Genomic DNA, 21,094 nt, shown 5'->3' on the forward strand with positions numbered 1-21,094 from the left:
AAGTTGCCACTTGAATGAAAAATATTGAGAAAATTGTTGAGTTTGCGCTCCAGTTAATTGCTACAGAAACAGGGTCTTCGCTCAACTATATTCAAAAGGTAATCCTGCGAGAATCTCTACTTGGAAACAAAAAAACTTACGCTCAACTTGCTGAAGAAAATAGGTACTCTGAAAGCTATATTAAGTTTACAGTTGCGCCTAAACTATGGCTCTTAGTTTCACAGGCTATCGGTGAAAAAGTTAATAAGACAAATCTCCCGACGCTGCTAGAACAACAGTTAGAAAAATTTGCTGCTCAGGATAATTCTCAGACGAGCGAGACAACAGCAGCAATGCCGACGGTGGGGTTGAATACGAAACGCTACGTTCTAGAATCTCCAGAAGGACAGGTTCCCCTCGCTTCTGACCTGTACATTGAGCGCTCGACTATCGAATCAACCTGTTATCAAGAAATTCTCCAACCTCGTGCGTTCATTCGCATTAAAGCACCTCGAAAGATGGGGAAAACTTCCCTAATCGCACGAATTTTGGATTATGGGAGCAGTCAGAATTACTACACAGTGCGACTCAGCTTATATCACGCTGGAACACAGGTGTTTGTTTCGAGCGATCGCTTCTTGCGCTGGTTTTGTACAAATGTCACTCGGCAGTTGGGTTTGGAATCTAGATTAAATGACTACTGGGACGAGGATATGGGAGCTTTGATTAACAGCACGATTTATTTTCAGGGCTATCTCCTCAAGGAACTCTCTAACCCTATGGTTCTAGTACTAGATGGCATTGACCAATTATTTGAGTACCCAGAAGTCGCGGGTGATTTTTTTGTCCTGTTGCGTTCCTGGTATGAGGAAACAAAAGACATTTCAGTTTGGCATAAGTTACGAGTTGTGATAGCTCATGCGGTTGAAGTTTACATTCCCTTACCCACCCATCGCTCTCCGTTTAATGTGGGATTGGTGATCGAACTCCCAACCTTTAGCCAAGAACAGGTACAAGATTTAGCCGAACGTCACGGACTTCGACTCACGAAGCTTGAACTTGAGCAGTTAATGAAGCTCACAAGTGGCTTTCCGTATTTAATTCGACTGGCATTGTATCAAAGTGCCCACTTTAAGATGCCTCTGCAAACTGTACTGCAAGATGCTACGAGGAATAGCGGAATCTATCAACAGCATCTTCAGTATCAGTTGTGGAATCTTCAACAGCATCCTAAATTAGCTCACGCCTTTCAACAGGTTGTAACGGCTCCAATCCAGTTAGAGATTGAGGTGGCGTTTAAGTTAAAAAGTTTAGGATTGGTGCATTTTATCGATAGTCAAGCAACTGTTAGCTGTGAGCTATATCGAGAGTACTTCCGCGAATGCTACGCTCATTAAGGCTTTTATCTTCCTACTTTTCTGACTTGATTTTATATTACCAAATAAGCTTTAATACTAATGAAACTTAATAGCAAAAGCCGTCCCAAAAACGGCTGTTGCAAGACTTTTATAAAAACTCAGTTTTTGAGCTTTTATGAAAATTTAGGCATTGTATTCTGCCTGGATTTTGATCGACGGATTATTATCAAATACCTTGACGAAACTGATTTTGATGTTTTCGTTGTAGTACCAGGAATTTCTGGAAGAACCACTTAGCTTATACGACCGTTCTCCAGCATCGCCGCCTGTAATTAAGCCAATCTCTTGCCCGTCTATTGTTACCCTCTTCAAGGAGCCTGAATTGCCTGTGGTTTCAGAGGGATCGTGCAGAATCGCCACAAAGAAAAAGTCTTCCTTGGGCTGATAGTTGTCATGTTTACGATCCACAATAATCTGGCGTGTTGAACCAGTTTTGTTGTGGGTAATCAGTACCTCACGATATTCGCTGTTAGCCAGGTCATCATTATCGTATATAGCCGACTCCTTGGGTTCAGAAGCACGGCTAATGCCATCATCCAAATACATGGTGTATTTCCCACTTTCACCAGGATAGATGTTTAGTGTTATCGGATTGAGCAGACCTTTGCTGTTGCGCTCTCCCACATATTGTTCAACCTCTATAGTGGGTATGATCGCACCTGCTCGCACGAAGATGGGAACAATAAAGGGAATGTGCTTCGGGTCGCCACTCAGGCTTGCATCAAAACCACGTATAGTAGTGCCACCATCGACAGTAGCATCAAGCGGCTGTTGGTTGTCTTTAAAACAATACCAATTGCTGCCTGTGGGAAGATAGATATCCCGTTTGCCGTAGCCGTTTTGATCTGACTGCGGATCTAGAAGTGGAGCAACGAGGATATCATGCCGGAGGAAGAACTGGTCGTCGAGGAAAGCGATTTTGTCATTGTAGAGCGCCTTGTCTTGTGGGTCGTTGAGAAACATGGGACGGCAGATGGGCAACCCATCAAATGTGTTCTCAAACATAGCGTCATAGAAAACCTGGAGGAGACGATACCGCAATTCAATGTAATACTTGCAAGCCGGCAAAACTGCACGGTATAAATCTTGCGGTTCCGGCAGATGGCCACCTCTATGATCCTTAAACCATTCTTCGTACATGAAGATTTCTTGGAACTCTTTCCGGCCTTTACGCATGTAGTGGTTGCGATACCAAGGCAGGAAAGCTCCCGCAGCGACCCAGCGGATCATGAGTTCTGGACCGACCCAGTGTTGCTCGTCGTTCTCTTGTTCAAAGCCGCCGACATCTTGCCCACAGATGGTAACACCGGTCATGCCGAGTGACATAACTTGGGCCACGTTCATCCTGAGGAAATCCCAGGTCGAAGAGTTGTCGCCCGTCCACAAGGCGGCAAAGCGGTGCGCCCCGGTGAAACTGCCGCGCCCGACGATGAAGTTACGATCCGTGCGCCGCTGTCCTGGTTTATCTGACTGCTCTGAGTATACAAGGTTGTTCAGACCGTGGTAGGTGGCTTTGTGGAGATTGTACGAATACAAATTCCACACCTTAATGGCCGCTGTCAGTTTGGGTTCCTCTCCCGATATAGAATCGTCGGTAACCAGTAATCGGAAGGGGAAGCCCCGCATATCCCCACGGCGGGAACGGATAGCAGGTGTCGTCATGTCCTGCCAAACCATTTCCAGACCCATATCAAAGAGATATTGATATTGCTTGCCCCACCAATCACGCACCTCTTGCCGTCCGAAATCGGGGTAATGACCGGAGGTCCCCATTTCCGCTCCTGTAATTCGGTCATTTCCGTAGTAAACTTCCCCGATATAAGCTTCACCCTTATTGGCGTTGTGTTCTGGGTCGTATGCGAAGAAAACACTTTCCTTCCCTGGAGGATCGAAATTCTGGTAGCTGTAACCCTTATTCAGGTCTTCAGGGTTGTTCGGATTGAGATCGTCGAAGAAGCGCTGATCTAGTACAAAATAGCCCTTATCCCGACCTTCTGTGTAGGTTGTGTAATAAGGCTCCTTGCGGCTAATAATTGGGGTAATGTTTGTGCTGCACTTCACACCCTGCTCTTTTAAATAAGCAAACATTCCTTTCGGATCGGGAAATTTATTTGTATTAATGGTGAAGGTGTGGTAGTTATCCTGTACGTCTACATCCACATGGAGACCGTCGAGCGGAATTTGGTACTCGCGATGTTTGCGAACAGTCCATTCCAGAGCGCCCCGATCTTCATACCCATAGCATCCTTGGTGATATCCCAAGGCGTAGCGGGGTTTTAACCTTGATCGTCCGACAATCTCAGTAAAGCTGTCTATAAGCTCTGCCGGAGTGTCTGCCATGAAGAAATAATAGTCAAGGTCGCTAAATCGCGTACCGACCATATAATAGTTGGAGTTGTAGAAGCCAATATCCATCAGGACTTGACCGCGATTGTCAACGTACATCCCGGTGACGCAATCTTTTTCAGGAACGCCGTTAAATTCAATGAAGAACGGTTCCGAGTGGTAAAGCGGTTCCCGTCCGTCTAACGGACCGTAGTTATAAACCTGCCGGTACCGCATGTTATCAAAATTGAAATAGTTTAGTTGCCCGCTATTGCGGCACAGTGACTTGCCACCTTGTTCGCCAAAGCCAATAAACTTGGCTGGTGCAGGTTTTTTTACAGCCTGGATAATGGCATAGTCGTCTTTCCCGTTCGGAGTGAATAATATGCCAGGTAATGATGTCTCCCAGACTTGAAAGCTGCTGCCGTCGGGTTCGCAATTGATCACTTCGATCTTGAATGGATCGTTAGTGACAATCACCTTCATGAGAGCTTCGTCATTCTGCTTTTTTTTCGTAGTTAGTTCGCAGCCCTGACCACCTTTGTCTTGGTAGTCTATGTAGAACTGTTCATCTCCCTGCTGCGCTTCCTTCTTTAACTCAGAGAAGGTGTCATTGACTAGCGCACGAGTATTGTTATTGGTGTAATCTTCCTTGTTTTTTTTGGGGTTGAAACGAACCCGGAAGGTGTCATTCTGGACGAACTGAAGCAGCATGGCACAGACACTACCATCGCTCTTTTTAAACTCAAGCACCAGCGTTTGTTCTTCGTGCTTGTATTGAAGAGAAGAGACTTTCTTCAGGGTCTCCCAGCTTTTGATATCGTTGAAATATTCTTCGACTGTAACGAATTTGTAGACATCGGATAAAGTTGGACCTGACATTAATAAACCTCTTGTGATATGGAATGAGTTTCTGTGCAGACTGACTGGTATTAGCGATCGCCATGTCAAAATTTGGCGTTGCTGATTAAGAGTATGATTTTGTTTCACGCAGAGGCGCAGTGAACCAGCGCTGCAGGAGGGTTAGCCCGACCCAGGCGACTGGTGTATCCCTTACGGGAGCCGGAGGCATCACCCGAAGGGAGTCACAGAGTGTAAGAGTTTGAAATCATTGATTTTTCAATTTCATACTTCAGTTCAGCAATGCCCAAAATTTAGTTGGCGATTTCCCTCAAATAGAGTTACTGAGTTTAAGCTTTAGCCAACGGGTGATACTCTATTGCCATCCAAATGCAATCTGTATCTGCGTAATATTGGTGCCACGGATAAAGATATTTGCTGTTTTCTTCAACTTGACAAAATGGCACAAAAGTTGTGAAACCCGGACTCATCAACTGATCTTCATAGATAGTGGCGTAATCTTGAGCTTTGAACTTCTGCATTCTGCCCCTACCAAATATCTGTGTGTGGGTTTCGATAAAGTCGTGCTGATTGTGGATAGCACAATCGGTATGAGAAGGAGCAAACCATAAGTTAACTTTGACGGAAAAATTTTCTTTTTGATGGTGTGTACTCGATTGTCTTGTCATCAAATAGGGATCGAGATTGACGATTCCTGCTTCATCCTGAGGAGAACGCCATAGTGGTACATCTTTGGGAAAGCCGTCAATAAGATTACCTAATAAATCCCAGTTTTGCTCAAAAATGATCTTGCCAATGTTGTTAGTTTCAACTACCTCAAGCAAAAGTAAGGATTCTGCTTTTTGGATGATGGTATCGTTAAGAATGGTGGATGAGAAAGAGGGAATAATACTGGCAGGAGCTTCGCTGAGGTGAGCATCTGAAGCTTGGGTATTGACGACGACAGTACGCTTTTGAATTGGATAGTTTTCGACGTTTTCCACGTACTTCGCATCTATGTAAACACCCGAAAAGTTCAGCCGTTTGACTTTGTTGACTTCCATCAGTTTTTGAAGTTAAGTTAAATGACTAATTGAAGAGAATTTAACTGAATTGTTTGCGCGATGGCGATGGGCTTCTCTCCGAGACGCTCCGCGAACACCCCGCCCGAAGCGATGGCGCAAAGCGCCCGCCAAAGGCGATTGCACAGTTTCAAGCTCATCTACTTTTTTACAAAATTATTGTATTAAACAACAATACCGTATCCCAAGGGTAAATTGTGAATCATTTAGTCATTTTGATTAAGTAGGTGGGCATAAATAAACATAAAGGCTACCAACATAAATGCTAAAAAACAAGCTCACTATTTATTATTCAATTCTTTAGCTCAATGAGAAATAGATAAAGTTGGTAAATTTGTGTAAAGTTATATTGCTGTAAGCCACAAAAAACACAATTAATGATTTTTGTCAATATACTAAATTGGTGAATTAATTCCCAACCAGAAGTTTAGGTTGGTTCCAAGAAGCACTTCGACTGTCGAGAGAAGCGATCGCACCCTTGATTTTCCAGCCATATCATCAAACACGGTCGCGATCGCACCCTCAAACCCAATTTATACCTGACTTTTCACGGAAAGTCCTCAAACCACGAAACTGCGTAGCTTTTTTTCACTGCTTTATTCTCAAAAATGGTGGATTAATGAAAATTATGAATGAAAAATCAGGGCTTGGAAAATCCTTAAAATGACCTTTTCCACATACCGTGAAAAGTCAGAGTCGACACTTGATGAAACTATTGATAGTTAAGGATTTCAGGTTTTTGAGGTTTTCTTAGCGTACAAATTACCCGTTTCGGCACAGTCTAGCCCTAATTTAGTAAACTAGCTACTACTGGTCTTAAAAGTTCGTGTAAAAAATCTTTTTCAGGCTTTTCTAAACTTTCAGACAGTTGTTTTAATCGTTGGAGTTTTTCTGGTTCATCATACATTAATATTTGATTAACGTCACATGACAAATCATCTAAACGTAGCTGAGATTCTTCATCCTCGTGATTTTGAACGGAAGCACTGACAACTGCATTTATATAGTCGAAAATCAGACCACTTTGTTGTCCACCAAGCCACTCCCCTAAAAGATGATAAATTCCTTCCTTTTCTTCTTCAGTTAGTGATACTTTCTCAGTATAAGGATCAGGAAGTAAATGAGCAATAAGGGGTTTTAAAAGTTCTCGTAGAAAAACTTTTTCCTGCGTTTTTAAGATCAGAGAGAGTCGTTTTAATTTCTCTAATTTTATCGGATCTTCTGCCTCGATTAATTCCCAACTAACCTGGTGTGAATCCATATCTATTTTTTCCTTGACTTGCTCTGCAAGTTGAGGGCTTTCAGCGGCTTCACAAACAAGGTTTATATACTCGTACAACGTATGAGAGTAACCATATTCTTCCTCCGTCCACTCCTTTAAAAGATCATAAATTCGGATCTTTTCTTGTAGGTTTAAGGGAACATTCTGCTCTTGGTTTAAAGAAACATTCTCTAGTTGATTTAATGAGACATTAACTTCTAGGTTTAAGGAAACATTCTCATTATCAGGTAGAAGTAAATTAACCACAGGAGTCTTTAGCAGTTTCCGTGCAAAAATTTGTTCTTGAGTGTTTAATTCCCCATAGAGTTGTCTTAATCGTTCGAGTTTTACGGGGTTATTACTTAATTGCGAACTAAAATCTTGTACAAAGTGATCTATTTCCATCTTACGTTCCCTGACAAGTTGAGGATCTTGAGAAGCGTAAAAAACAAGATGTATATATTCAGACATCAAACCATAGTCAGCAAACTCACTTTGAGTCCAATCTAATAAAAGATTATAAACTTGCCTCTTTTGCTCTTGATTTAAGGAAACACTCTCATGATCAAGTTTTATAACTTCTAAGAGTAAATTAGACACTGGAGTCCTTAAAATTTGCCGTACAAAAATCTGTTCTGGTGTGTTTAAAGCCTGATAGATTTGTTTTAAGTCATCGAGTTGTCCAGGAAGCTCTTTTAATTCTTCAGTGATCTCATGCGACTTTATCTCTATTATTTCTTTCTGTTCCTCGGCAAATTGAGGATTTTCATCAGCTTGAAAAACAAGGCGTATGTAATCATCTATGGTACGATAACCACCTCCAGTCCACTCCCGTAAAAGATCATAAATTCGTATCTTTTCCTCTAGAGTTAATGATACATTTTCCTCTGGATTTAAGGGAGGAGTAACACTAGAAGATTCAGCAAGTAAATTAGCGAGGGGACTTCTTAAAATTTCCTTGACAAAAAGTTTTTGCCGAGTTTTGAAATTTTGATACAGTTCTATTAATTTTTCGAGTTGTTCTGGTTTATCGTTTAATTTACGATTAACCTCTTGTGCATATACATCTAGGTATAGCTGATATTGATCAGTCAAATACTGAGGTTTTTGATAGCAATCAAAAATTAGTGAGATATATCTTGCTATAAAATTGCCTTGAGGATTATTATCCTCACTATACAATAAAGCCCAATCTAGTAAACGGTATTGAACTACTTGCCTTTCTTTTGGGTTTAAAGGTATATCATCCGGTATATTCTCCTCTTGATTTAAGAGTATTTCATCGATTAGATTTTCTTGTTCGTTTAAGAGAATTAGATTTTCTTGTTCGTTTAAGACAAGCTGATCTACTAAATTCACTTCAGGCACTTCAGGATTTAAGGTTAAAATTGCATTCTCGTCATAAACTTTGGGCAGTAAATTAGCTACTGGGCGTTTTAAAATCTTTCGTAACCAAAATTTTCCACAGACTTTTAAAGTCTGATCAAATTCAATGAATTCGTTCAGTTTCCTTTGTCCAGGTTCATTGATTAATCGCTGACAAGTAAGTTCTGCATAATACATTGTCTCTTCTATCCATTGCTTGTCATATCTATCATTAAGCCTAGGGCTAGTAATACGATAATGATATCGTTGTATATCAGAGAATATACCTTCCGACCAACTCCAATTGCTAACAAAGTCACTAATTAATCTTGCCGAATAAGAAAATGGCTCAGATTGATAGACATAGGCAATATTTGGTAGATTATCCGGTGGAGAAACTGATATTTGTAAAGAAATTCCTGGTCTTAAAAAAGCCTTGAGATAGTCCCTTTCGAAGTGTGTTGCTAAACTCCAATAGATTTGGTTTAATATTGCCCGTTTTTCGTTGCCGTTTTCACTATTGTTGAATTCCTGAATAACTTGTTGTGAAAGTTGTTGTATCTTTTGCTTTACTTCAGATTGTTCAGCATTATAATTGCTTTCGGAAGCCTCGATAAGAAGATTGATATAGTTAGAATATACCTCATTGCTGTCGCTACTCCACTTCAATAAAATAGCGTGAATTTCTTCCACATTACTTGCTGTTAAAAGATTTGAGCGATAATAACGAGTAAACTGAAAATTACAGTCTAGACAACGCAAGGGATCGCTATAAATATAATCTGGATGATCTGGCGTATATTCTATATTGCCCGAACCACAATTTGGACAACCATCTTTTAAGATTCCCTTCCGTGGCGATGGTATTTTACCCGTTATTAAGTAGTCTAAAGTTTGAGAATGGGGTTCGCCAGAAAATTCAATTTTAAAACTACCATCATCCTTTTTGACGTAGTAATAAAAGTCTTCGCTAGGTAAATTTGGATTATTAGTTACTTGCTGGCGAAGCATGACTTGATCTGGTAAACATTTAATAACGTTTAAACTACTTGGTAATTGGCCAGGAGCATCTAAAAACTGGATAGCATTCTTGTTCCGGAAATAAAAACCATAAGAACATCTTGTAGAAGGTTTTGTCTGGTAATGTTTGGCAGCATTTCTGATGGGAATCGTGACAGTAGAATCGATAGAAGGATGGATATTTTTCCCAGTCATCAGTTCCTTTTCAATGGACTTATTAGTAGCTTTGTGATATAACTCCGAATCAATCCAAAGAATTTCCTGAGATTTGGCAGAAAAATTAACTTTTAGGCATTTTCCTTGGTTGTCAAGAATGATAATTTGATCAATGGGCTTTTCCCCTTGTAGGGGGTTTATGGCTACCCAGTTATTATTATCAAAATTTATTTTACGTTTTTCATAATCTGGATCAAAATTATCAACTGCTGAGAAATTCAGCAATAAACTAGCATCTTTTCCTAGAGTGATTTGATACTTGGCATATTTAGATACGACAAGCATACAAGAACCTTTAGATTTCTCAATGTTATAAGTCAATAGATTTCTAATCGCACGAATAAAATTATTAGGCTCAATTGCCTCCGAAACTGCCTCCACAATAGCTGTTCCCCAACTGGCAGCATCAATTACGTCTAAGGCTTTCTCTTCTAGGGAGGGAGTTATTAAAATATCACTGCCGTCACTTCCAATAACTTTTACCGTTGTTTCCAAATATTCTATCGGTCCTCCGACACGGTTAGTAAATCCAATTTGATATCCAACACCCAAGAAGCCCCAAGAAACCTTTGGGCTACCAGAGAGCTTTGGTAATGCCATTATTTCTTTATCATGGCGGTGATACTTCGTCCCAGTTCCCATCTTCTCTATATGGATTTTATAGTGTGGAAGGATAGGCAGAATAACTTCTTCGACACCCCCATTGAACGTTTTGGTCAGAGGTAAATCTTTTCCAGTAAATTTTTTATAATTTACTTCCCATGGATCACCCTTATCAGTTCCTACACTAAATACAGTCATTGGACTTGGTGGGTAAAACTTGGGAAGCCAAGGAGTCCATAATTGCACTTTTCGAGTTTTTAAATTAACCTCACGTACAGTCACATAGCTATCAATTAGATTAAGTTCTGTTCCTTGATTTGACTTTAGAAAATCATCATAACTTCTTTCCAATTCTAAGGTATATTCCCCAAGACGCCTGCATCTTTCCCATTGCGAATCCGTTATTTGTATTAAGCCTCCCAAAGCGATGGCCAAACCTGCAAGAGGAACGGCTAAACCTCCGGCAAAAGAACTAGCCACAGATCCACCAAAGATAGAAACTAATCCTAAGCCAAGGGAAATGACATTAAAAGATAAGCTCATTACGGAGCTATTGAATCTCGGATCTTTTGGATCTAACTTAGCAAGGGCGATACTATCTATAACGATACTAAAAACTCCAGTGGCAATAGTCAATGAATTAGAGACAATTTTTCCCATTGCATTGAGGGCCGTTTTCTTTAAGCCGTCAGCGCCTTTAGCAGCAAGTAAAATTTTATTCCCTATCTTTTCACTGAGAGATATAAATTTATTTCCGGCTAGATCGCTCATTACTTGAGTAATTGAGAAAACTCCTTGTCCTAGAGTAAGACCAGATTGAAAAAGTCCATAATATGCCTGTATTTGTAAAGTTGTTGTTAAAGAAGAAATTTCTTCATCACTATTAGCGTATTCTATAAATGCTAAAATAGCTGTTCCCCAACTGGCAGAATCAATTACTTCTAAAGCTTCTATTTGTAATGATGGTCCTAAAGCTCTAGTTGAGCGAGTTGGTTTTTCATCCTGGGTTATGAGTCTAGCCTTATTTAAAGCAGTATTGAACGTCTCTTTAAATGAGTAAAAAACAGGATCATTAGTCTCAACTTTTCTAGCCACTTGTGAGCCGATTACAAAAAATTGAAGTTCATATGTATCGCCAATTTTTTTCGTATTCTCAAGAATGAGATATGACGTTTCTAAATTAATATTTTTCTCGAGTGCAAGTGTTTTAAGAGCTTGTTTAAATTTTTTGTACTCCAGTGTAAGAATTATAAAATCTTGATTAACTGTATTAATTGTATTAATTGTAGTGGCTGTTTCCGCCTGTGATTTTTCGGTTAAATCAAATTGTGTTTGGTTCGATGAATTTGACAATGACATTTTTTTTCCTCAAAAATAATTGAAAAGCAATTAACTGCTTTTCTTGAATATATGATTGTACTATGCAGTTTTTTACCTCAATGAGCAATAGATAAAGTTGGTATGTTTGTGTAAAGTTATATTGCTGTAAAGCCTTTCATTCACAATTAATGGCCTTTGTCAATATACTAAATTGGTCAATTAATGCCCCAACTAGAGCTAAAAGTTGGTTCCAAGAGGTGCGATAGCTTCGCTGCTGCCCTTTGGGCAGATCGCGAATGACTATTGACAAAGTTGCCTGTCTTTCTGTGCCAACTCTGCGTTAGTCCGCAGATAATCTCGCACCCAGTCGCAACCCGCCGCTACCACCTGATCTAGCTCAACAGACTGCTCTAAATTCCACAAAATTACTGTTTTGTCCTCAGCAGCCGAGGCCAAAGTTTTGCCGTCAGGAGCGAAAGCTAATCCCTTCACCCCACCACTATGTCCAATTAGATTTGCCAGAAATGTGCCATTACTCTTCCAGAGTTTAATCATGCCATCATTACTGCCTGTAGCGATCGTCTGGCCCTCAGGGCTAAACGCTACACTCCAAATCCCAGAATCATGTCCCTTAAAAGTATGCAGTAACTTGCCGTCACGACTCCAAAGTTTAGCCGTCCTGTCTTCACTCACCGAAGCAATCAATTCGCCATTAGGGCTGAAAGCTACGTCAATGACTGTACTATTATGACCTTGAAGAGTCTTGATTAAGCTATCCTCACTTGTGACCTCCGATCGAGAATCTAGCTCACGCTTGCGATTCAAAACCGAAGCCAAACGCCAAAGCTTAACTGTCTTGTCACCACTGGTCGATGCAAGTGTCGAACCATCGGGACTAAAAGCAACCCCCCAAGTCCCAGCCGTGTGTCCTCTAAAAGTAGCGATTTCGCTACCATCGACGCGCCAAAGTTTGATTGTGCGATCGCTACTCGAAGATGCAACCATCTTACCGTCAGGGCTAAAAGCGATTTTCCTAATACTACCCAGATGCCCTTTGAGACTATGAAGCAATGTACCGTCTTTCCTCCAAAGCTTGACCGATTGATCTGCACCAACATTAGCGATCGTTTGACTATCTGGACTGATAGCAACTGAACTCGACCGAGGGCTTGGTCCTTTTAAGCGCCGATAGCTACTCCCGTCCTTGCGCCAGAGGATTGTCTCCTTCGGACTCGATGAAGCGATTAACTGTCCGTCGGGACTAAAAGCGACTCCCCAAATTCCCTCCGTATGTCCCCGCAGAATGGTCAGCAACCGATTGCGTAATTTCCACAGTTTTACAGTGCCATCCAAAGATGCAGAGTATAGTGTGTCGCCACTGGAACTAAATGCCAGATCTAGAATGCCACTATCATGACCTTTAATGGCATTCAACAAAGTACCGTCCTTGCGCCAAAATTTTAGCATCTTGTCATCAGAGCCAGAGACGACGATCTGCCCATTCGGGCTGAACGCTAGGGCGTTAATTGCCGCGTCGTGTGCGGTGAAAGTCTTTAACAAACTGCCGTCACGCTGCCACAGTTGCAGCTTGCTGTCTCCATCGCCGGTTGCCATGGTTTTGCCGTCAGGACTAAAGGCAATTGAGAAAACAGGAGATGGAATACCTGAAAGTGTTTTCAATAACGTGCCATCTGGTTGCCAGAGTTTTAAAGTGCCGTTGTCAGCAGCCGAGACTATCAGCTTTCCATCTGGGCTAAAAACTACTGGTGTGTTGATTACGCCATGCTTCATGGTCTTAAGCAATCTGCCATCGCTGCGCCAAAGTTTTATCGTACCGTCCCCACTAGAAGAAACAATCAGTTTTCCGTCAGGACTAAACTTAACTTTGCCAGCTGCTGCTTTAAACCCTGTCAAAGTTTTTACGAGAATGCCGTCACGTTGCCAGAGTTTGACGGTTGTGTCTCCGTTTGATGAAGCAATGATCTGACCGTTGGGGCTGATGGCCACGCCTATAACTGGACCTTCATATCCTTTAAAGGTACCCAGCAACCTACCATCGCGCTGCCAAATTTGGACACTATTTCCGATTGTTGCCACAGCAATCATCTTGCCATCAGAACTGATATCTAATGCGTTTTTGACAGAGGCATCACCCGAAAAGCGGTTAGATTCAACAGCTCCATAAATTGACCGTCGCAAGGCTAACTCCACCATTGTTTCTGTCTGCGGGTCGCTTGGTGCCAAGTGTTTGAGTTCTCTTCTAGCCCTAAGCGCTTCAATTAAAGCATCTAACCTTTTATCTAAGGCAAAGAGGGCTGCCGAATATCTAGCCATTCCTTGAATTTTTTCAATTTCTTCATTGCGTTGGCTGGCGAGGGCTTTCTGGTACTGGGAAAAAGCGAAGATTCCGGCTGCGATCGCGTTCACTAAAGCGAAGGAAAGTGCAGCGATAAAATAAGCTTGGCGTTTGGCATTTTTTTTCTTGAGTTCCAGCCTAGCTTCTACTTCCTTAAGCCGTTCCGCTTCTAAAAATAATTGTAATTCTTGTCTGTCTACGTCTTGGCTAGCTGCTAAAAACTGATAGTCCAAATCGCTTAAACTTTTGCCCTGCGCCCAGGTTTGAGCGTCTTTTAAGGCTTGTCCGCGCAAGAGGCGAGATTTATCCTGCTGCCCTGAAGCTACCCAAGCATCAAACGCCTGGGAGTAAGGACGCAATGCTGCTAATCTTGTTTCAACCCATTGCTGATTAAATACTTGTTGATAGATGCGATTTTTTACCTTTAATATTCCCTCGTGTCTAACGACTAAGCCACTGAGTAACAATTCAATCTGTTCTTGACTATCATCACTTTTGATTTCAATATCTTGCAAAACTTTTTGATAAATGCCGAGAATTCTGCCAGCCCGCTGACCGTTACGTTCAATGCGATCGCGTATCGTTCTCAGGTGTTCCGGTTCATCCTGCGATTCCCAACGCTCAATGATGCGAGTTTTGAGCAAGTTCTCAATCCACAACGATTCCATACCTGGTGGAATGGGATCTAAGCCACCGTGCCCCATTGTCCCCTGACTCAATTGCACGACTAAATGACACAACTTCTGCGTCAGAAAAGGTTGTCCAGCCGTCCAGTCTAAAATCGCCCTCACAACCGACGCAGGCTGTGACACGGTCTTGTCCAGCCCTGCAATTAAAGGAGTTACTTCCTCCCACTCAAACCCTTTGAGTGCGATCGCTTGACCTATATTGAACGGTGTCTTCGTTCTGTCTCGAATTAGATCCGAGGGAGTTGCTACCCCAAAAATGGCAAAGGTAATGCGTTGATATTCTGGGTTGATTGCCCGTTGGTTATAGCAGAAGCGAATTAAGGCAAAAAAGTCATCAATCGAAAAGTTAAGGCCCAGCAGACTGTCGATTTCATCAACAAAGATAAATAACTGTTGTTGGGGAAACTGCACCAGTAGCAATTCCTCAATAAACCACCGCAGCCGTTGCAGTAAACCGAGATCGTTGCGTTCTTGCCACCAAGTTTTCAGGTTCAAGGTTTCCAGTAGCCCCAACTGTCGCCATAAGTCACCTACGAATCCCTTGTACCATTGCAGTGGAGTAATTTGTTCGCTCCCCACTACACTCAAATCCACGGCAGCGCAGTGAAAGCCTTCTTGCTCAAGACGATGCTTGGTTCGCACCAGCAGTGAGGATTTGCCCATTTGCCGGGAGTTGAGGACATAGCAGAACTCTCCTCGCTTCAGGGCTCCATACAGTTGCCAGTCGGCTTGCCGCTGTACGTAACTAGGTGCATCAATGGCTAAACTACCGCCGAGTTGATAGTTATATTGGGTCATAAAAAGTTGATTATTAAAGTCAGTTATTTTAAAGGTAGAGTAGTTTTGATTATCTCTTTTTCCGCAAGGCAAAATTTGAAACCTTTATTTTACAAGGCTTTTAGCCATTTATTAATATTTCAAAATGTTCGCCATATTTTGTTAGTAATAAAATGTTGGAACCTTTACCCTACCTATCTGAAGAGAGAAAATTAGGAAATTATTTTTGTGATTCCCAGTTTGACGAAAGAAGGTTAGTCGTCTCCAGATGTCCAAGGTCGGTAGAAAATTCGTGCCAACTTATGAGCAGTAGCAGTGATAGCTTTGGGTGTACCCAGGCGAGAACGTAAGCGACGATAAAAAGCACCATTAGCAGAATTGCTCTCGCCAGCTGTTTGTGCTGCCATTCGGAAAGCATTGGTAAGTAATCGGACAAAATTAATTACACAAACATCTGGGCTGAAATCCTTGACTGGCAAAGAATTGGTAAATAACCAATATGTAATTAATTCTGTCCAGGTACTTAGCAGGGTTGACTACAAAGCGAGTTTGAGAACTTTTAACTTTACGGCCAGTGATGCGATTGCAAGGGCAAAGACCAAGCCAAGAAGTAAACTGCTTACAGCGTTTCCGGCTATTATGAGGTACAGTAGCAGCAACTAGCAAACCAGTTTCTTAATTGTTGAGGATTTATTAAGTCGAGTGCAACTGAGATTAGTTTATCAACCATTTCCGTTGTAGTTGGAGCGAAACGGCGTAGAAAAGATTTAAGTTGTGACCACCATAATTCAATTGGATTAAAATCGGGAGAGTATGAGGATAAACAAATAACTTTCGCGCCTACAGCTTCAATCATTAGCACAATTGAATCTAGTTTATGTGCGGATAAATTATCCATGACTACTACTGCTCCTGACCATAAATTTGGCACTAAAAACTTCTCAACAAATAATTCAAATGCCCTGCCATCCATTGAATTATTCATTGTCATTAATGCAACTACTTTGTTAATACTAATTGCTCCAATTACTGTAACTTTTGAACCTCTATAGAAGGGGTTAAGAGAGTAAGCTCTTGTTCCCATTTGTGAACGGGCATGAGTCCTCGTTAACCCAAGTAGAACGCCAGTTTCGTCCAAAAATACTAAATTTTCTGGCTCTATATGTTTGACCTTTTCCCAATAATCTAATCTTAAATTTAAGACTCTAAGAGTCCCGGCTTGGGTACTCCGCTTTGTTTTTTTTACGATTTAATCCTAATTTCTGTAAGGCCCGACACATTGCACTTCGACCCACCCAATTACCAGTCTTGTCTGCCAAGAATTCACATAACTCTATCAATGTTGCATCTGGATGTGCTTCAACTAATTCCCTTAACTCTACTTCCGCATTTGTTAAATGACTAAATTGTGGTTTCCCTCGCGGCTTTGGTTGTAAATTTCCTTCAAGTTTTTGTTGCTTTACAAGCTTTTGCACTAAACTCTTTGAGACGGAAAATATGTTAGCTACTTTCCTGATTGAGATGTTTTTTTGAAGATGTGCTGCAACTATTTTTTCTCGAAACTCGACAGAGTATGACTTCATTTAAAGGTATTTATATTTTAATTTAGTGTACCTCATAACAGACGCAAGTGCTGTAACAGTTGGGAATCGGCTAGGATCTAAACCGACCTCAGAAATAATGGTTTGCACTGTCAGGATACCAAGACCATCAATGGCAGTGAAGTCCACGCCATTAATTCGGTAAAGATGAGTACGTAAATCAAAAGCAGGTTCATTGCCTTGAGGTTTATTGCGGGGGTGCTTTGGTTGAGGAAGCGGAGATTCGTTGAGATTAACTTTGTCGCTAAATTGAGCCAAGTACTCCTGTATTTGGCGGCCGCAAGCTGATATCTGAGTTTGATAAACATCGTATATCTGTAGTTCTTGTTGGAGTACAAAGACATGCTCACTACGATAATCTTCATTCAACGCTGCAGCAATTTCTGCTTCAGAACGGTTTAGCGCGGTAATGCTTTTTGGCAGCTAAAATTTGTGGGTCTCTTTCTCCAGCAGCGATCGCTCTTTTTGCCCCAAAAACTTATCTTATTAACTTACAAATTTCATTTAATTTCTGTGACAAGATTTCTTGTAAAGATTGAAGTTGTTCACGACTAGCATTAGCTAAAGTCATCTCAGATAATCCACTACTGATTTTTTGAATAATTCCTTTTATTTCTTTTGATTCCGATTGCTCTGATGTTAAATACTTAGCTTTAATGCCCTTAATTAAATCGCGTGTCTCCGGTACAGTTAAACTTTTTTTTAACACCTGCTCTGTTGCTTTTATTCGTTCTATAGCTGCCTCTTGTTCCGAAATTTTTAATGTTTTTGACGACAATGTTGCTAATGCCAATGCGTGAGCGCCTTTCAGTTCTTGATGACGAATTGCTTTTTTTAAATCTTCTGGCAAAGATAACATTGGTAAAAGATTGGACTTAACAGAAGCAGGATTCAACCCAAATTCTAAGAACACTAAAAATAAAGCTTGCTCCTCGTTCATAATACCCAATACTTCTAAACCTTGTTGTTGCTCCTCACTACTAGCAATTAATAATTTTGTTAATTCCTTGACTTGATTATTACGTTCAAGCCGCTTAAGTACAGCACCAAGAGTTGTAGCAACCTCATCAATTTCTAAACCAGTTGATTTGGTGATCTCTTTAAATATTGCTTCTGCCTTATCCAGTGGGTTTAAATCTTCAAAACCTAAAAAAGTCAATAACGATGATTGGTCTAAATCCTGTGGCTGAGGTACGATTAATGCCCGAATAGTCTCCCATCCTAATAGCTTTGCTCCTGACCAACGTAACTGTCCGTCCAAGAGCATATAACGACCGTTATCTTGAGGAACTAAAATTACTGGTGTAATCTGCCCATGTTTTTTTAGTAATCTCGCTTTTGCCTGAATAGACTCTTGTGTAATTGTTTGTCTTGGCTGGTTAGGGTTAGGGTCAATTAAACCTGTATCAATGGCAATCTCACCTGTTTGTGTTTGCAATTGTTCACGCAGTTTGGCGATTTCTGTCTCTAATTCTGGCGATCGCAATGCACGTAACCTTTCAACTTCAGCTTGCAAATCCGTAATTCTTTGCTCTTGATCGGTTTTCTGTACTGCCCCTTTAAATTTATCGCCGATCTGCGGTAATACTTTTGCCATTATTTTTCCTTAATTAATGCAATTACATCATCAACAATTAACTTGAAATCTTTGCAAGCAGGATGCTTGGGACGATACTTGTGCAATGGTAATCCATAGGCACTAGCATTTTTAAACTCGTTAGAACTCCGGATTTTTGGATACAACTTTATCCCTAATCTCTCAGCAATTGCAGGTAACTGTGCCAGGTATTGCCTGTGCATAGCTACTACTCCGTTATACATACTGGGAACAAATCCTAAAATTGGTGGACGTGGTTCCAGTTGTAACTCGTCACTTGTGGAAATACACCATTCAACTAACTCTGCCGAACCAGAAATAGCTTTCATCTCTAACTGTACTGGAACCAAAACATGAGTAGCAGCGGCTAAAGCATTGACATTTAGCATACCCAAAGTTGCAGGACAGTCCAAAATAATTAAGTTGTGAGGTAATGAATATTTATTTAGTTTGTCCGCTAGACTATATTCTCCACGTTTTCTGATAACTAGTTCATTAGCTATTTCAGCCAACAAGGGATGTCCTTGACACACCTCAACTTTGGAATCCCAAACTGGTACTAATGACCAATCACCTTTAAAATCCTTAGAAAGTAACTCTACTGTAGTTAAATTGGCTTCGGCTGGTGACAAACCACAAAACACATCCAATGACCGTTGGGGGTCTAAATCTAACATAGCTACTGTATAACCCCGCTTACTTACTTCATAGGCAATGTGTGTGCTGATGGTAGACTTACCTACTCCACCAGCATTAGCCAGGAGCGCGAGAACTATCTGTTTCATAAAAATTACTTAAGCTTAGTTTCACTATATCAATTCTTTGTCGAATTTTAAAATCCGACAAAAATAAGTTTGAGAATTTTAATAGATGTCGGATTTTAAAATCCGACAGGATATGAATCTCAAAAATCATATTCGGATCACCCAAACAACTCCTGATGCTGATAAGCAAATCGAGAAACGTCCTCACTCGACACAGGTTGAGCATAAATAGCCTGATTGCGAATAGCCTGTATCTGTTCTGATTCTCGCTCCATAGCAGGTGTAAATTCTTGTCGCTGTTTCAGCAAATTCTCAAACTCAATTACCCCTGGTCTACCTTGATAAAAAGCCTCCTCAGCACAACGACGCACAGCATTACCAATCTCAGCCGGTGTACAAATTCTATACTCAGCCAACAGCCTACGCCATTGCTCATCACTCCAAGGTGAATTATTGTCTCGAAATACTGGAAAATACTTAGCTAAATGTAGATTGAAAACTTCATATCTTGCCCCTTCATGGGGTAAATCCACAAAAAAGATATCATCAAAACGACGCACTAATTCCGCAGGGAGCATTTCTAAGCGGTTGACAGTACCAACGGTATAAACTGGCTCTTGATGCTCTTGCATCCAAGTCAACAATGCCGCAGACAACCGCCGTGCTACACCTCCATCTGCATTGGAGTCCCAGCCAGCAAAACCCTTATCAAAATCATCCCAGTAGAGTACACAGGGAGCAAGGGATGTCACCAAAGCAATAAACTCTTTTAATGCTCTGTCAGGGTTAGGGCTACCCAACAGTACACCCCAATTAGCCGCTAACAATGGCAATCCCATTTTCTTAGCAGCTAACTTAGCAGAGAGACTTTTACCCGTCCCTGGTGGCCCCCATAGCAACATTCCCGTGGGGAACTTCAAGTTATATTCTTGCGCTTCTGGTTGCAGTAGACAGGTAATAGTTGCCAACCTTTTTTCCAGTAAATCTAAACCCCCGGCTGAAGGTACATCCGGTTGTGCAATGTACTCTAAACCCCGTCCCCGCAGTTTGTTAACTTTATGAGCAAGCACTAATTGGGCGATTTCCTCAAGCTGCTCTGCAAAACCCAAACATTGCTGTAATAGCATATTTATCTCGCCTATGGGTAAACCCTGACAGGCACGAAAGAGCAATCGCAATGCTTCTGTTTTTTCTGTTGTCTTTAACCAAGAATTGCGATCAGCTGCGCTGTGCCGTAGGCGATCTGCGCTTCTGGTGCGTCCGCTACGCGAACGCAGCAGCGCTGAGTGCAAAGCACACGCTTCGCGAACGCTATCGCACTTTGCATATTGCTGAAGCTGGGGATGGCTATAGGCATCGCAAAACTGCTGTACAACCAGCTGCAGCTGCACCTGCTGTTGGTCTGGAAGTGGATTAGACAGTACAGGAATAAAAGGCTGTAATTCTAGAGGTAGTTGAACGTAAGTTTCCAGTAACACCCAGTAATTATCTTGCTGAATCCAGAGAGCTTGATGACAGGCATTAAGTAATTGATAGCTACGTTTTTGACTAATTTTGCTACCATCACCCTCATTTAGCATTCCCTCCAGTAAATAAATACCCGGTTGATATTCCTCCAGAAGATACTGAATAATGTCTTCGTCTTTACCCCTGTCCGTTGACTGTAAGATGTACTGACCTTGATGCTGAATCAATTGCTGTAGTCCAGCGTAACCAGGATTCCAGACAAAAACTGACAAAGACCGCTCCTCACCCCAATGGTAAAACTGTTGTAATATCTGCATTCTGTCAGGCGTATAATACTCCACAGCCACAATTGCCGTATTTTGGTCAGCCAGAGCAGGCCAGTCTGTCATCAATTTCATAAACGTGACTTTAACC

At 41.3% G+C, this 21,094-nt stretch carries 10 protein-coding genes and 2 pseudogenes; 1 reads left to right on the forward strand and 11 read right to left on the reverse strand.

Annotation, left to right across the window (positions count from 1 at the left end):
* The first annotated feature begins 14 nt into the window (after positions 1 to 14).
* Positions 15 to 1,376 (forward strand): AAA-like domain-containing protein, encoded by a 1,362-nt coding sequence (locus tag CYLST_RS30920; protein WP_015328466.1) that lies wholly within the window; start codon positions 15 to 17, stop codon positions 1,374 to 1,376.
* 144 nt (positions 1,377 to 1,520) lie between these two features.
* On the opposite strand, the gene CYLST_RS30925 is transcribed toward CYLST_RS30920, so the two are convergent.
* From CYLST_RS30925 to CYLST_RS30970, 11 genes and pseudogenes are all read right to left on the reverse strand, one after another.
* Entirely contained in the window at positions 1,521 to 4,604 is a 3,084-nt protein-coding gene (locus CYLST_RS30925; RefSeq protein ID WP_015328467.1) for a TIM-barrel domain-containing protein, read from the reverse strand.
* A gap of 308 nt (positions 4,605 to 4,912) precedes the next feature.
* Positions 4,913 to 5,626, reverse strand: a complete 714-nt coding sequence (locus CYLST_RS30930) for a hypothetical protein (RefSeq protein WP_015328468.1) — start codon at positions 5,624 to 5,626, stop codon at positions 4,913 to 4,915.
* Positions 5,627 to 6,431: 805 nt separating this feature from the next.
* Entirely contained in the window at positions 6,432 to 11,468 is a 5,037-nt protein-coding gene (locus CYLST_RS30935) for a TcdA/TcdB pore-forming domain-containing protein (protein ID WP_015328469.1), read from the reverse strand.
* Positions 11,469 to 11,729: 261 nt separating this feature from the next.
* On the reverse strand, positions 11,730 to 15,272 hold the full coding sequence (locus CYLST_RS30940) for an AAA-like domain-containing protein (RefSeq protein WP_015328470.1): 3,543 nt from the start codon (positions 15,270 to 15,272) through the stop codon (positions 11,730 to 11,732).
* A gap of 233 nt (positions 15,273 to 15,505) precedes the next feature.
* Positions 15,506 to 15,872, reverse strand: a pseudogene (locus CYLST_RS36910) (hypothetical protein); the annotation flags it as partial.
* Between the two features lie 16 nt (positions 15,873 to 15,888).
* Positions 15,889 to 16,389, reverse strand: a complete 501-nt coding sequence (locus CYLST_RS30945; RefSeq protein WP_085960646.1) for a transposase — start codon at positions 16,387 to 16,389, stop codon at positions 15,889 to 15,891.
* Between the two features lie 67 nt (positions 16,390 to 16,456).
* Complete coding sequence (locus tag CYLST_RS30950) at positions 16,457 to 16,834, reverse strand: helix-turn-helix domain-containing protein (protein ID WP_041233187.1); 378 nt, start codon at positions 16,832 to 16,834, stop codon at positions 16,457 to 16,459.
* Between the two features lie 39 nt (positions 16,835 to 16,873).
* Positions 16,874 to 17,315 (reverse strand): annotated as a pseudogene (locus CYLST_RS30955) (IS110 family transposase); the annotation flags it as partial.
* Positions 17,316 to 17,330: 15 nt separating this feature from the next.
* Positions 17,331 to 18,449: a ParB/RepB/Spo0J family partition protein gene (locus CYLST_RS30960; RefSeq protein WP_015328471.1), complete on the reverse strand. Its 1,119-nt coding sequence runs from the start codon at positions 18,447 to 18,449 to the stop codon at positions 17,331 to 17,333.
* Positions 18,449 to 19,234: a ParA family protein gene (locus CYLST_RS30965; protein WP_015328472.1), complete on the reverse strand. Its 786-nt coding sequence runs from the start codon at positions 19,232 to 19,234 to the stop codon at positions 18,449 to 18,451. Before CYLST_RS30965 ends, CYLST_RS30960 begins: the two co-directional genes overlap by 1 nt.
* A 137-nt stretch (positions 19,235 to 19,371) precedes the next feature.
* Entirely contained in the window at positions 19,372 to 21,078 is a 1,707-nt protein-coding gene (locus CYLST_RS30970) for an ATP-binding protein (protein WP_041234119.1), read from the reverse strand.
* Positions 21,079 to 21,094 lie beyond the last annotated feature (16 nt).

It is taken from the genome of Cylindrospermum stagnale PCC 7417 (assembly GCF_000317535.1).
GTDB lineage: Bacteria > Cyanobacteriota > Cyanobacteriia > Cyanobacteriales > Nostocaceae > Cylindrospermum > Cylindrospermum stagnale.